The 13,190-nt window shown below is 35.1% G+C and carries 13 protein-coding genes; 3 read left to right on the forward strand and 10 right to left on the reverse strand.

Translation table 11 applies throughout. From position 1 onward, the window contains the following. Nucleotides 1-3: 3 nt before the first annotated feature. Complete coding sequence (flgE, locus tag NZ853_09305; GenBank protein MCS7205883.1) at nucleotides 4-1,395, forward strand: flagellar hook protein FlgE; 1,392 nt, start codon at nucleotides 4-6, stop codon at nucleotides 1,393-1,395. Nucleotide 1,396: 1 nt separating this feature from the next. Here the strand turns inward: flgE and NZ853_09310 are convergent, their stop codons facing one another. The 3 genes from NZ853_09310 to NZ853_09320 are packed head-to-tail and all read right to left on the reverse strand — an operon-like array spanning nucleotide 1,397 to nucleotide 3,720. Beyond that, on the reverse strand, nucleotides 1,397-2,395 hold the full coding sequence (locus tag NZ853_09310; GenBank protein MCS7205884.1) for a thioredoxin domain-containing protein: 999 nt from the start codon (nucleotides 2,393-2,395) through the stop codon (nucleotides 1,397-1,399). A gap of 12 nt (nucleotides 2,396-2,407) precedes the next feature. Further along, nucleotides 2,408-3,394: a homoserine kinase gene (thrB, locus tag NZ853_09315; protein MCS7205885.1), complete on the reverse strand. Its 987-nt coding sequence runs from the start codon at nucleotides 3,392-3,394 to the stop codon at nucleotides 2,408-2,410. A gap of 11 nt (nucleotides 3,395-3,405) precedes the next feature. Then, on the reverse strand, nucleotides 3,406-3,720 hold the full coding sequence (locus NZ853_09320) for a polymer-forming cytoskeletal protein (protein MCS7205886.1): 315 nt from the start codon (nucleotides 3,718-3,720) through the stop codon (nucleotides 3,406-3,408). 84 nt (nucleotides 3,721-3,804) lie between these two features. On the opposite strand from NZ853_09320, the gene NZ853_09325 reads away from it, so the two are divergent. Then, on the forward strand, nucleotides 3,805-4,620 hold the full coding sequence (locus NZ853_09325) for a hypothetical protein (GenBank protein MCS7205887.1): 816 nt from the start codon (nucleotides 3,805-3,807) through the stop codon (nucleotides 4,618-4,620). A 6-nt stretch (nucleotides 4,621-4,626) separates the two neighbouring features. Here NZ853_09325 and NZ853_09330 read toward each other — a convergent pair whose 3' ends face one another. The 5 genes from NZ853_09330 to NZ853_09350 form a co-directional block, all read right to left on the reverse strand. Further along, a complete protein-coding gene (locus NZ853_09330; protein ID MCS7205888.1) occupies nucleotides 4,627-5,613 on the reverse strand; it encodes an acetylxylan esterase in 987 nt (328 codons plus the stop codon). A gap of 46 nt (nucleotides 5,614-5,659) precedes the next feature. After that, on the reverse strand, nucleotides 5,660-7,681 hold the full coding sequence (locus tag NZ853_09335; protein ID MCS7205889.1) for a sigma 54-interacting transcriptional regulator: 2,022 nt from the start codon (nucleotides 7,679-7,681) through the stop codon (nucleotides 5,660-5,662). Nucleotides 7,682-7,891: 210 nt separating this feature from the next. Beyond that, nucleotides 7,892-8,431 carry a peptide-methionine (S)-S-oxide reductase MsrA gene (gene msrA / locus NZ853_09340; GenBank protein ID MCS7205890.1) on the reverse strand — a complete coding sequence of 180 codons (540 nt, stop codon included), beginning with the start codon at nucleotides 8,429-8,431 and terminating at the stop codon, nucleotides 7,892-7,894. Between the two features lie 15 nt (nucleotides 8,432-8,446). Next, nucleotides 8,447-8,971 carry an alpha-ribazole phosphatase gene (cobC, locus tag NZ853_09345; GenBank protein ID MCS7205891.1) on the reverse strand — a complete coding sequence of 175 codons (525 nt, stop codon included), beginning with the start codon at nucleotides 8,969-8,971 and terminating at the stop codon, nucleotides 8,447-8,449. Then, nucleotides 8,953-9,744: an adenosylcobinamide-GDP ribazoletransferase gene (locus tag NZ853_09350; GenBank protein ID MCS7205892.1), complete on the reverse strand. Its 792-nt coding sequence runs from the start codon at nucleotides 9,742-9,744 to the stop codon at nucleotides 8,953-8,955. Before NZ853_09350 ends, cobC begins: the two co-directional genes overlap by 19 nt. 85 nt (nucleotides 9,745-9,829) lie before the next feature. Between NZ853_09350 and NZ853_09355 the strand changes: the two genes are divergently transcribed. Continuing rightward, nucleotides 9,830-10,507: a riboflavin synthase gene (locus NZ853_09355; protein ID MCS7205893.1), complete on the forward strand. Its 678-nt coding sequence runs from the start codon at nucleotides 9,830-9,832 to the stop codon at nucleotides 10,505-10,507. Here the strand turns inward: NZ853_09355 and NZ853_09360 are convergent. Beyond that, nucleotides 10,490-11,362 (reverse strand): patatin-like phospholipase family protein, encoded by an 873-nt coding sequence (locus NZ853_09360; GenBank protein ID MCS7205894.1) that lies wholly within the window; start codon nucleotides 11,360-11,362, stop codon nucleotides 10,490-10,492. The genes NZ853_09355 and NZ853_09360 overlap by 18 nt on opposite strands. Nucleotide 11,363: 1 nt before the next feature. After that, nucleotides 11,364-13,145, reverse strand: coding sequence for an acyl-CoA dehydrogenase family protein (locus tag NZ853_09365; GenBank protein MCS7205895.1), 1,782 nt, complete (start codon nucleotides 13,143-13,145; stop codon nucleotides 11,364-11,366). Nucleotides 13,146-13,190: the final 45 nt, after the last annotated feature.

Below are 13,190 nucleotides of genomic sequence, written 5' to 3' on the forward strand. Positions count from 1 at the left end.
TTTATGATGCGTTCGTTGTATTCAGGTGTTTCGGGATTGAAAAACCATCAAATACGTATGGATGTGATTGGTCATAACATTTCGAATGTGAATACTCATGGATACAAGTCAGAAAGAGTAAATTTTATGGATTTGATTAGCCAAGAATTAGCAGGAGCTTCAGAACCAAAAGAAAAGATTGGAGGTATCAACCCACAACAAGTGGGATTGGGTTCTTTGATCGCTTCTATCGATAAACTCATGACTCAAGGTAGTTTACAAAACACAGGAAAAAATACGGATATTGCAATCTCGGGAGAAGGTTTTTTTATCATTCGAGAGGGTGATAAACAATTTTATACACGAGCTGGGTTTTTTGATTTGGATAAAGATGGTTATTTTGTTCACCCAGGAACGGGGCTTCGAGTTCAAGGATGGAATGTTCGTTATGATGATCAAGGAAATGCATTTATCAATACAGCTTCTACAATAGAGGATATTCGTATTCCCTTGTATCAGAAGAAGCCAGCAAAAGCCACCACAGAAGTAATCTATCAATCGAATTTAAATCAAGCCGTTGAAATCGTTCCTCCTGATGCTACTGAAGAGCAGATTCGTGAATTTATCTATGGACCTACGGATAAACGAAGAGGACATGCTACAACCATTTTTGTATATGATCCCGAAGGCAATAAACGAGAACTACGATTAGAATTCTATAAGATTGATCAAAATCTTTGGAGAGGTAGGGTTTTTTTAGATGATGCTGAAAATCTCACAGTTAATGTTTTAGGTCCCGAGGGTTTTGATACTTTTATTCCTGGAAATAACCAGTTTGAAGTTGGTTTTACAAGTGATGGGAAATTAGCTTCTGTTTCTGATGGGACGGATGCCTTAACTACGGGTGATTTGGATGTGTTCATAAGTTTTCGTATTCCTGGTAATCCTGCAACTCAAACCATACGCCTCAAATTAGGAGAAGCAGGAAACGTCAATGGCTTGACTCAATTTGCATCGGAGTTTACCACCCGTGCAAAAGAACAAGATGGTTATCCCATGGGGTATTTGGAGTCGTTTTCAATTGACAATACGGGAACCATCATCGGCACCTACACAAATGGCATAACTGAACCTTTGGCGAAAATCGCCCTTGCTTTGTTTACAAACCCAGGGGGATTAAACAAAGAAGGAGAAACTAAATTTAGCTATTCCATGAACTCAGGAGAACCCATCATTGGTGAGGCTGGAACAGGAGGTAGAGGAAAAATCTTAGCAGGATTGTTAGAAATGTCGAATGTAGATTTGACCGATCAGTTTACGGATATGATTGTTACCCAAAGGGGGTTCCAAGCTAATTCCCGAACCATCATCACAACTGATCAAATGATTCAGGAAGTGCTTGGATTGAAGCGATAAATTAATTCGTCAGCTCTTCTTGGATAATGGTCTCGAATTCAGTGATGGGAACAGCCCCTGAGATTTTCCTTCCATTGATGAAAAAGGCTGGAGTTCCCGTTACTCCTAATCTTGTTCCTTCTTTTATGTTGTTTTGGATTTCTTCTTCGATTTTTGGATCCTTCATGCAGTTTTGTAATTCTGTTTTAGAAATCCCTAATGCCATTGCTTTTTGCTCCAAAGAGGGAAGTTTTAGGTCTTCTTTGGTTCGATTTTCTTTAAAAAGTGCATCAAAATAATCCCAGAATTTTTCTGGTTTCAATCGATAAACACATTTGGCTGCTTTGTGGGCATCCATAGCTAAAGCATGAAAATCCAAAGGAAAATCCTTAAACACCCACTTGATCTTATCTCCATATTTTTCTCGAAGTTGACGGGAAGTTTTTTGGGATTTTAAACAAAATGGACATTCAAAATCAGAAAATTCAACTATGACAATTTTTGCGTTCGGATTGCCTCTGTATGGGTCTCCTTTGATGTTTACTTCAAATCGTTCAACTGGTTGATAGAATTTGTATTTTTGCTTGAGTCTTGCTACTTCTTTGAGGATTTCTTCTTGAGCTTTTTCTTGTTTTAAATAACTGAAAAGTCGGAACTTAAAGTCTTCTTTGTTGATTTCTTGTTCTTTCACTTGCCCTGATTGTACAAGTCTTTTATAAAGTTCTTCTACTTCTTGTTCTGTTGGGTTTGGAGCTTGATCTTGTATCCTTTGGATGTATTGATCGATCGTGAGACCTTTTTCTTTTGCTTCTTGTTCGAACATCCTTTGGTGTGCAAGTTCAACTAGGAGATCTCGGACTCGATCTTCGTATTGTTTACGGATTTGTTTGAATTGTTCAGGGAAGGCTTTTTTTACATCTTCTTCTGTTAACTTATCCCCACCAACTTTTACGTAGACGCTTTCTTCTTTACAAGTGGCATAAACAAAAACAAGTAATATCAAAATGATCCTTGTTTTCATACATTCTCCTTTTTAAATAGTCATAGTTTCTTTTTGTTGAAAATAAAAATTTTCAAAATCAATTGGTTCTCGTAAAAGAGCTAATCCTTCGTAGTCAGGTAGGCAAAATTTTAAATGAAAATGATTTTCTTTGTTTCGATTCAACTCTTCTTGAAGATGAAGCAGTTTTTTTTGAAAATACTTTTCTTTGCTTTTATCATAATAAATCATGAGGCCTGGACCAGAACCAGAAAGACTCATGCCATAACAACCAATACCAAGCACATAATCTCGAATGTCCTTGATATAGGGAATTTCTGGATAACGATAAGGTTCATGCAAACGATCAGACTGGAGTGCAAGCTTGAGGTACTCTGGATTTTTTGAATGGATATATTCTAACCAAAGCAAACAGCCTTTTATGTTTGATAAAGCATCTTCTCGTTCATAATGGGTTTTGAGCTTTTTTCGGCTATCACTTGTTCGGATTTCGAAGTCAGGAATTAATGCACAAAGACCTAAGTTCTCTGGCAATGACTTTTTGATAAAGTGCTTTTGGCTATAGCAAAAAACCCAACCACCAATCCTTGCAGGAACTACGTTGTCAGGATGATTTTCCAAATCCAAAAAATTTTCTATTTCTTCTTCTAAAGTGAGGAACTGATTTTTTTTTTCTAATACTTTTTTTGCAATAAAGCTTCCAGCTACGATTGCTGAAGCAGAAGAACCAAAACCCTTGCCAATAGAGACTTCGGTGGCTATTGTCACATTCCACTTCGGGAATTCCTCCACGAAAAATCCTTTTTTTTGGAGTTGATTTTTGTAAGCCTGATAAATCAAATTTTGAGATAATACTGAATAGGGTAAAATTTCATTTTGGGGATCATAGATTTCAAAATTTGCCTCATCCGAAAAATCCACATAAAAGTAGTTATACAAATTCAAAGCTAAACCAAAAACATCAAAGCCCGGTCCCAGATTTGCAGAAGTTGCAGGAATACGAAAAAATAAAGAATTCATAAAGCTTATAATTATTCCATCATACAGGTTCCAATGAACTTCGAACCCGACTCAATCTCCAGTTCTTTACATTGAATGTCGCCACGTAAATAAGAATTCTTTTTCAATGAGATTTTGTTGTTTGCAATTACATTCCCTTTTAGTTTCCCGTAAACTTCTAAATTTATAGTTTTAATATCAGCATCTACTTCGCCAGTAGGTCCGATGATTAGATTTCCTTTAGACTCGATTGTGCCTTGAAAAATTCCATCAATCTTTACCACATGATCGAATTTTAGGTTCCCTCGAAATCGTATATCTTTGCTAATGATTGTATGCCTTTCCATACTTTATTTTGATTCTTTTTTTCATTATTTCTTAGTCAAGTGTTTCCGATATTTTTTTTTAAATAAAATACCTGATATAAAATTATGGGATATTCAACGAAAGATTTTTATTATCAACTTTGGAAGCGAAAAAAACCTTCAAAAAGTTATCATCGTGCTTATGAAGCTATTTTGACGGATGGAACAAAATTCGAACTTGAGTATAACTTTATAAAAGAAATCGTCAAAATTGAATACTTCCCGTCAAATGAACAAAAACACTATATTATTCTCATCCAGCGGGGTTCGATTTTGCAAGAAAGAGATTTCCAAACCCAGCGTCCAGTATCGTTATTCTCTAAAATTACGACTTATCGAAACTATTTTTCTTATCTATATGATGAACAGGTTCTAAAGGCAATTGGTGGTTGCTACGACATCCCAACAATTTCTTTACATCCACAAGCTTCTTCTGATTTTAAGGATTTGCAATTTCCGAAAAAGAAACTATTTAGCAAAAAAAAATTTATAGATTTCATAAAACGATATACAGCAGAAAAAGAAGAAAAACAGAAAAATCTGAAAGGACTAAAAAAAGCTCTATATCGAATGCCTGGGGACTTGTTTGATGGCTTTGTGATTTTTGTTTTGTTTTATTTTTTTCTAATGGGAGAACTTACTTCGTTTCTTTTTAGCTTTTTATCAATTTTTTATAGCATACTATCAGGATTTTTTGATATTTATATACGACGAAGGAATCCTTTGTTGGTGAAGACATTGATTTTGCTTTTCCCAGGAATTCTCATTTTTTGGTTTCAGTATCAATTGTATGAGTGGGGGATACAAAAGCCTGCTTATCTTTATATGGACGTTTTAGTCCTTCTTTTTGTTCAACAAACAAAATTTCTTTTTGGTGGTTGAAGAAGATTAATAGTTATTAAGTCTTTCGATCAAGAACTCAAGACTTTTCGTTCTTTCTTTTCTTTGGTCGGGGTCTTGTTTTTCGTCGGTGAAAACCTGCATGTATTTGTCAGTTTGTATGGAATTGAAAAATCCAAACGCACAATATGAGGGATGCTCTTCATCCTCCATACCTACACTTATCAAAGTTGGAACTTTGATTTTATTTGCTACTAAAAGAGCGTCATTGTAAATAGAATGGGAATCTATGATTTTTTTGACTTTTTGTTTTTTTGATTGTAATATCTTTTGATATTCTTTTGATAATTGGGAATGGCTATATTTGATAAAATACTCCATCCAAACCAAAGAAGGTCTTTCTAAGGCAAGAACCTTAATGGACTCAGGTCGCAGTGCAGCTGCAAAAATCGCCAGATTTGCTCCTAGACCTCTTCCTAAAATACCTACTTTTGTATGTTCGATGTTTTTGTTCAATCGAATAAAATCAATCGAACGTAAAACATCCAGAACCAAAAAAACTCCATAATCATGAGAAGTAGATTGCTTATAGGCATCCAGAAAAAGAGTAGGGAACAAAAACTCTTTTTTTGGATCATCTTTCTCTTCTTCATGAATTTGCTGAAGAATCTCCTGAGGTTGTAAGTATAAATGTAAGTGTGCAATATTCTGAGAGGAAATCATTTGATTCATTTCATTTAGCAAAGTAAATTCTTTCCAATAATCATGAAGGGTTATGATCAAAGGAACCTTTTTGAGTTTTCTTGGAAGTATCAAATACCCTTGGATATAGTTGTCTAAATGTCCGCGAAATTGGATGTCATAAAAGCTCTCTTTTGCGATGTTAGTTTTTAGCCTTAATTTTTGTATGGGTTCTAATGGACGTTTTTTCAATTTTAATATTTCTTCTTCCCAAAATGTATCAAAATTTTCGGGCATTTCTATGACAGGTTTTGCATGATAGCATTCATCAAAGCTAGGAAATTTTTTTGCCATTTTTTAGCACTCTTTTACGAAAAACATAGAAAGCAATTTTCTTTTTTTAGTATTCTATATTGAGCTCTCTGATTTTTTTATCCAGTGTATTTCGATTGATACCTAAAAACTTAGCCGCTTTTGATTTTTTGTATCGAAATTTCTTCAAAGCGTGAAGGATCAGTCTTTTTTCAACCTCACTAATGATGACTCGATATACCTTCCCATGGGACTTGTCCATTAAACTTTCCCAATCAAAATAAGTTCTCTCTGGTGGGAGGAGTTTCATTTCTTGCTGCTGTTTATTGATTAAACTTGAATTTTCATTCTTTGTAAGGATATCTTTAAAATCACTTACATCAATAATTCCTGTGGTGTTTAAAACAACGGCACGTTCAATCAGGTTTTCTAATTCACGAACATTTCCAGGCCAATCATAGCTTTCTAACAAGGATATGGCTTCTTTCGTAATGGATTGGATTTTTTTTCCATTTTCTCTTGAATACTTGTCGATGAAGTGCTTGGTCAAGAGAATGATGTCTTCTTTTCGTTCACGAAGGGGTGGAATATCCAAACGAATTACGTTTAGACGATAATATAGATCTGGTCGAAAGCGCTTTTGTTGTATGAGTTCTTCGATATTGGCATTGGTTGCTGCTATGATACGTATATCAACCTTTTGGGGTCTTCCTCCAATCGGTTCGATTTCTTTTTCTTGTAGAACACGAAGTAGCTTTGCTTGTAAAGCTATATCCATCTCTCCAATCTCGTCTAGAAAAACTGTTCCACCATTAGCTAATTCCAACTTCCCTTTTTTGTCCGATACAGCACCTGTGAAAGAACCCTTTTTATAACCAAAAAGCTCACTTTCTAAAAGGTTATCGGGAATTGCCGCACAGTTGATTTTAATAAAGGGCATATCTTTTCTTGAGCTATTATAATGTATCGCCGAAGCTATGAGTTCTTTTCCTGTTCCTGATTCTCCTACCAAAAAAACTGAACTGCGTGTGTCGGCTATCAGTCGTATTTGTTCGAATAGTTGTTGCATCTTCGGGGATTTACCAATCAGACTTCCGAATTTGTATTTCTGGGATAATTCTTGTCGAAGGCGTAAGTTCTCTTCGATGAAAGGTTGTTTCTCTTCTTCTATGAATTTTTGAATAGTAATTGTTTGAGAAATAAACGTAGATAAAATTTGTAAGAACTCAAAAATTTCTTTGGTTCTACTTTGATCTTGTAGAAATGTAAAGATTGAAAAGACACCTACAGCATCTGTGCCACTGATGATGGGGTAAGCAAAAAATCCCATATCAATATCTTCATTTATAATCTTCATCCGGTTTAGAAAGTTGGGATCCTTTTTGGCACTCGGAAGAAATATGGGTTTTTTATTCAAGTAGACAGTTCCTGTTATACCTTCACCAGGTTTATATACGACATCTTTAATGGAATCATCCAAGAAGCCAAAAGAAGCTCTGATTTTTAGTAGTTTTTCTCTTTTATCATACAGAAATAATGTGCTTTTGTAAATTTTCAAAACTTTTTGAGAATGAAGCATAATTTCTTCGAAGATTTCTTCTATGTTAGTTGATTTTGTAATGATAGAAGAAATTTCTAAAAGAGTTTTATGGAATTTTTCTCTGAGTTTTAATTCTTCGTTATCTTTGATTTTTATGAATATTGCCAGAGACAAGTTAGCAATGATTTGCAAGAATAAAGCATCATGTTCTGAAAAGGCGGCCTCTCTTTTTGAGTCAAGAGACAACACACCAATGAGCTTATCATTTTGTATCATAGGGACGGCAACTTCTGAAACCAAATCTTCCCTTACTCTAACGTAGTCTTTCTCATAGAAGGCATTATCGATGATACGAGCCTTTCGGTGTTTTGCTACCCAACCAGTGATTCCTTCTCCAACCTTGAGTTTCATTCCCTCAGAATTTTTATCTAAACCAATGGCTACAATGGGAAGGAGAAGATTCTTTTCTTCATCTAATAGCATGATGCTTCCTGAGTCTGCTTCTGTAATTTTTATGCATTCTTCTAAAAATTTTTCCAAAAGGGATTCTGAATTTTCAACTTGATTCATCAAAGAAGAAAGTTCTGTGATTACGGAGAGTATATTTTTATAAATCCGTTGTTCTGTTTTCTCCATTATTAAGGATAGTTTTAATTTATTGCAACTATCGACAAATGTTTTTTGGATTGAGTTTTAAACATAAAAATTCAGATTTCAAATCGCCGGGTTAAAGAATCACTATTAAAAACTTTTTATGTTCTTTAGGTTCTTGAGGAAAAATCATGATTTCTTCAAAGTTTTCACAAGATGGGAAAGTTTTTCCAATTTTGGTTGAATCACAAATACACAGTAGGGATAGTTGGGATGTTTTTGATAAAAATTTTGATGATAATCTTCTGCTGGATAGAAGTTAACTAAAGGAACTATCTCAGTTACAATTGGTCTTGAGAAGAGTTTTTGAGCCTTTTCTTTGGAGCTGAGAGCTAATTCTTTTTGTTCTGAATTGTGATATAGAATTATAGAACGATATTGAGTGCCGATATCAGCTCCTTGTCGATTTCGTGTAGTCGGATCATGGATTTGCCAAAAAACTTCTAGAAGTTCTAAGAACGAAATCTGATTTTTATCAAAAGTGATTTGAACCACCTCTGCGTGTCCTGTGGTTCCACTGCATACCTCTTCATATGTTGGATTGGGTTTATCTCCTCCAGCATAGCCACATACTACATTTACAACTCCGGGAGTAAGTCGATAAACCGCATCAAGACACCAAAAACAACCACCACCAAAAGTAGCCTGATCTAGAACAACTTGATTCATAATTATAAAAAAAATTCAAATTTTATAAGAGTAAACTTTTCCATGTTCAATGGAGATTTCGAAAAATTTCTCTAAGGGTAAATTCTCAAATAGAACTATCATGCTTCTTATCACTCCTTGATGAGTAATGAGTAAAACTTTATCGTAAGGTGTTTTTTGTAAACTATTGATAAAATTAGTGACTCTTTCGTGAAAGCCAAGAAAACTTTCGCCATTAGGGGGAGCAACGTGATAATAATTTTCCATCCAGTGTTGAAGTTCTTTAGGATTGATTTCATCCCAGCGTTTGTTTTCCCAGTCTCCATACGAATATTCCATCAATGACGGTTCATAAATCACATCACGAAAACCCAGAAATTCAGCCAATCGTTTGCAACGTTCCAAGGGACTACAAAAAACCTTATCGTAATTTTGATCTAAAATTTGTTTATACTGCATGGCTTCTTGATAGAAAGTATCAGCTAATGGAGGATCAAATCTTCCGTAGATTCGGTTTTTTTCTTTGATGGTTTTCGTATGCCTTATGATGTGAATTTCCATATAACAGTGATGCTTAGCAAAATCAAAAATTCTGCAATTTGTTCTGTAGCTCCTAAACAATCCCCCGTGATTCCTTGGATCCATTTTTCAAAAAAAGATTTTAAATAAATCACAAGAAGAACCAACGGAATCACAATCGCAAGATACCAAAAAGAAAATATCCAACTAAAAACGAAAAAAGGAATAAACCCAAGTAAAGTAGCCATCAGTATGTTTTCCCAATGGATGTGTTTAGCTATAGGTTTTGCTTTTCCTTCATCACGAACATAAGAAGAAAAATTTGCCAAATACAAAGGAGCAATTCTTGCCAAAGAGTGATAGAGAATCATTACTAAGAAAATGAAAAGGGTATTTTTAGATGATGCTAATTTTTCTAATAACAAATACTTTCCCATCAAAAGAAAAAAAATACCAATTGTGCCAAAAGAACCAATTCTACTGTCTTTCATGATGCGTAAGATGTCTTCTTTTGTCCAACCACCACCGAAAGCATCAATTGTATCAGTAAGACCATCTTCATGGAAGGCACCCGTGATCCAAACCCCTGCTAAAAGAGAAAAGAAAACTCCAAACGATGGATGAACCAAAAACTCAAAAATCACATAAAAAACAAAAGAAAACACACCCACAATCCAACCTATTATAGCTACATATCTTGTGGAGTGTTGGAGTCTTTCTTCTGAATAGGGTAGATCCTTTGGAACAGAGATGCGAGTATAATAAGACAATGCTAATAAAAAAATGTCTTTTTCATTTCGTAAAAAATTCAACATCCCTCACAGAAAAGTTGGCTTTTGGGATAACTCAACTGCTTTTTTTATTGCCAGATAAAGTAAAGAAAGATAAAATTTTTTAAACATGTTTACAGGAATCGTAGAGACAACAGGGATGGTCAAAAAAATTCAATTGTCTGGAACAAATAAAATCTTTTTCATTGAGTCACCGATCTCTCATGAGTTTCGGATAGGTGATAGTGTAAGTCATAACGGTGTTTGTTTGACAATTGAAGAAATTCAAAACTCCGAACATCGCGTTACTACTGTTATTGAGACTTTATCGAAAACAAACTTTATGTTCATTCAGGAAAATAGTATAATCAATTTGGAGCGATCTTTACGATTGCAAGATCGATTAGAAGGACATTTCGTTATGGGTCATGTAGATTGTATGGGGATTGTCTGGAAGAAAACCTTTCGAGATGGGAGCTGGGAATTTCAAATACTTTATCCTGATGTATATAAAAATCTCGTAATACCTCGTGGTAGTATTGCTATCGATGGAATTAGTTTGACGATTTCAAACTTGGCTGATCAAACGATTTCCCAAAAACAAATTCTAGAACGATTTTTTATGAATCAAAGTATTTTTCTTTACGAGGATTACTTATCTTTGTTTGTAAACATCATTCCTCACACCTATAGAATCACAAATGTATCACAGTGGAAAGAGGGTAGTTTGGTCAACTTGGAATTTGATATGTTAGGAAAGTATTTACAAAGGTATCTGGATGTTCATAATTCAAGAAGCGATTTTTAAAAATGTTTTTGGATGATAATCTTCAGTTTTTTTCAGAAATGTAATCTTTCGTTTGATGATCTTTTTTATGAGTTCTATTTGTTCCATAGTGGCTCGATATCCTTCTGAAATAGAGATTTTATGTTTATGATAATCAAAAAAAGCAATATCTTTTAGATTGGGTTTGATTACTATATCTGGCTTCGTGAAAATCATGTTATCAATTCTGATTCGATGCTTCATGATTTCAATGCTTCGAAGAAGAATATCTCTAACGGATTCAGGATTTTTAACTTCTGGTTGAAAATCCAAATCAACTGCGATCACTATATCTGCACCCAATCTCCTTGCTAAATCCACGGGAACAGGATTCAAAACCCCCCCATCAACGAATTTAAATTGTTTGTATTCAAAAGGAGAAACAATTCCAGGCACAGCAATGGTTGAACGAATGGCAGGCATCAATTCTCCTTCAGTGATATAAACTTCTTGCATAGTAAGTAAATCCACTGCTACCACCCCAAAGGACTTTTTTAGTTCAGAAAATGTTCTCACAGGCAGATAAGTTTCTAAAAATTTTTTCCACCACCTTTTTCCTGTTACGATTCCTCCAGATCCTATACCGAAATCCAAATAAAGCAAAGTGTCCTTCAAACTTTTAAAATTTCTTAATGCATCTTCTAAAATAGAAAGACCATCAGCAGCGTAAAATGCTCCGACAACACCACCTGAAGAAGTGCCAGCAATGACATCAGGGAAAATTTGATTTTCTTCTAAGGCTTTGATCACACCAATGTGAGCCCAACCCCTTGCTGCGCCAGAGCCTAAAGCTAAGCCAATCTTGGGTTTTCCAATTTTGAGGTTGGCAATCTTCACTTTAGTGAGTCAAAACTTCTTTTCTTTCTGTTTCTGTTAAGAGTAGAATTCTTTGCAAATTACCACTCAAGATGGCTATGCTTTCATTTAGGTATTTGTTAGAAATTTCTTTTCTTTTGAATATGACGTCTAAACTTACTTTTCCATTTAATCTGGCAATGGATCTTTCAATTAACAAAGAAGCTAAAAATCGAGCTCCTGATTCAACCACCTCAATCGCAAAACCATCTTTGATTTCTTTGTCTTCGATATTACGATAATGTCCTACAATATCTTCGAATAGTCTTAATAATTGAATAAGTTTTTCTGATGGAGGAAAATTTTGTAATTCACTATCAATATATTCTTTGAGTATTCCTTTTTCTTGCATACCAGAAAGGATATTTCCAATTGCAGCTACAACTTGTAATTGTGTGGTACCTTCGTAGATGTTCGTGATTCGTGCATCTCGATAAATTCTGGCTACATCATATTCTTCTATATATCCAGATCCTCCAAATACTTGGATAGCATTGTAAGCGATTTTGTTTGCCATTTCTGAGTTATAGAACTTTGAAAGCGGTGTAAACAAGTCCGCTAATTTTTCCCATTTATAGATATGGGGGTCCTTTCGGATTTCTCTTTCGGGGGTTTTAGAACGATGCATTCGATTTTTTCTCCAATGATACATATCTACTGTCTTACTTGCCTCCATCAGCAAGGACCTCATCGCTACAATTTCCATTTCCATGTTTTCTAACATTCGTTTTACGGCTGGGATTTGTTCTATGGGTTTTCCAAATTGGATGCGTTCTGATGCGTATTTTTTAGATTCTCGATAGGCAGCTTCAGCTATACCTAAAGCCTGTGCTGCTACACTCAATCTTGCACCATTCATCATCTGGATAGCGTATTTAATGAGCCCTTTTCCTTCTTCGCCTATGAGTTCAGCAGGAACATTCTCATAAACCACTTCACAAGTAGGAGAACCATGTAAACCTAATTTTTTTTCTATCTTTGCAATCTCCACGTGTCTTCCATCTACGATAAAAAAAGAAAGACCCTTTCCTCCACTTTCAGGTGTGCCAGTTCTTGCTAAAGTAAGTATTATAGCAGGTTTGTCGGCAAAACCACAACCATGAGTAATAAAACGTTTTGTTCCTGTTATATACCATTTTCCGTCTTCACCTTTTACGGCTTTGGTTTGTATGCGTTGTAGATCCGAGCCATGATTTGGTTCTGTAAGTGCCATAGCTCCCCAGTATTCCCCCTTCGTCATTAATGGAACCCATTTTTTGATTTGTTCTTCTGAGCCAAAACTCTCAATGGTCTCTCCTAAATTCACACAGCCTAAACAAACAGCAACGGAAGCGTCAGCACGAGATATAATTTCAGCAATCATCATTTGCACACTTGCAGGGAGCCCCAAACCCCCATTTTCCCTCAGGGTAGAGTAGGGAAGTATTCCTGCTTCTTTGATGATTTCCAATGCTTCGATCATTTCTTGAGGGAAGATTACTTTTCCTTTGTCAAAAATAAGTCCTTTTTCATCAATCGCTTTTGCTCTGGGAGCTACTTCTTTTCCTGAAATTTCACCATAAGCATCTAATACTGTTCGGTAATAATCAATCGCAGCCTCCAGACTATCGGGGGCAGTGGCAAATCGCTCATCTTTCGTTTCTTTGTATTTTTTAGCATCTTCAAATTGATTTTCGTATTCTTGAACTAGGATTTCCCAATCTACGATATATTCAAAATTCAATTGTAAATCTTCATTATCAGAAAAATAGTTGCTTACAATCATAGATTTCCTCCACTGATAAACCAACCTTTCGATTTTGACTAAAAA

Source organism: Leptospiraceae bacterium (assembly GCA_025059995.1).
Taxonomy (GTDB): domain Bacteria; phylum Spirochaetota; class Leptospiria; order Leptospirales; family Leptonemataceae; genus SKYB61.

What these genes read in the sequence shown, in the direction of transcription:
- flgE (MCS7205883.1), top strand. Translation starts at nt 4, where the DNA reads ATGATGCGTTCGTTGTATTCAGGTGTTTCGGGATTGAAAAACCATCAA.
- NZ853_09310 (MCS7205884.1), bottom strand. Translation starts at nt 2,395, where the DNA reads ATGAAAACAAGGATCATTTTGATATTACTTGTTTTTGTTTATGCCACT.
- thrB (MCS7205885.1), bottom strand. Translation starts at nt 3,394, where the DNA reads ATGAATTCTTTATTTTTTCGTATTCCTGCAACTTCTGCAAATCTGGGA.
- NZ853_09320 (MCS7205886.1), bottom strand. Translation starts at nt 3,720, where the DNA reads ATGGAAAGGCATACAATCATTAGCAAAGATATACGATTTCGAGGGAAC.
- NZ853_09325 (MCS7205887.1), top strand. Translation starts at nt 3,805, where the DNA reads ATGGGATATTCAACGAAAGATTTTTATTATCAACTTTGGAAGCGAAAA.
- NZ853_09330 (MCS7205888.1), bottom strand. Translation starts at nt 5,613, where the DNA reads ATGGCAAAAAAATTTCCTAGCTTTGATGAATGCTATCATGCAAAACCT.
- NZ853_09335 (MCS7205889.1), bottom strand. Translation starts at nt 7,681, where the DNA reads ATGAATCAAGTTGAAAATTCAGAATCCCTTTTGGAAAAATTTTTAGAA.
- msrA (MCS7205890.1), bottom strand. Translation starts at nt 8,431, where the DNA reads ATGAATCAAGTTGTTCTAGATCAGGCTACTTTTGGTGGTGGTTGTTTT.
- cobC (MCS7205891.1), bottom strand. Translation starts at nt 8,971, where the DNA reads ATGGAAATTCACATCATAAGGCATACGAAAACCATCAAAGAAAAAAAC.
- NZ853_09350 (MCS7205892.1), bottom strand. Translation starts at nt 9,744, where the DNA reads ATGTTGAATTTTTTACGAAATGAAAAAGACATTTTTTTATTAGCATTG.
- NZ853_09355 (MCS7205893.1), top strand. Translation starts at nt 9,830, where the DNA reads ATGTTTACAGGAATCGTAGAGACAACAGGGATGGTCAAAAAAATTCAA.
- NZ853_09365 (MCS7205895.1), bottom strand. Translation starts at nt 13,145, where the DNA reads ATGATTGTAAGCAACTATTTTTCTGATAATGAAGATTTACAATTGAAT.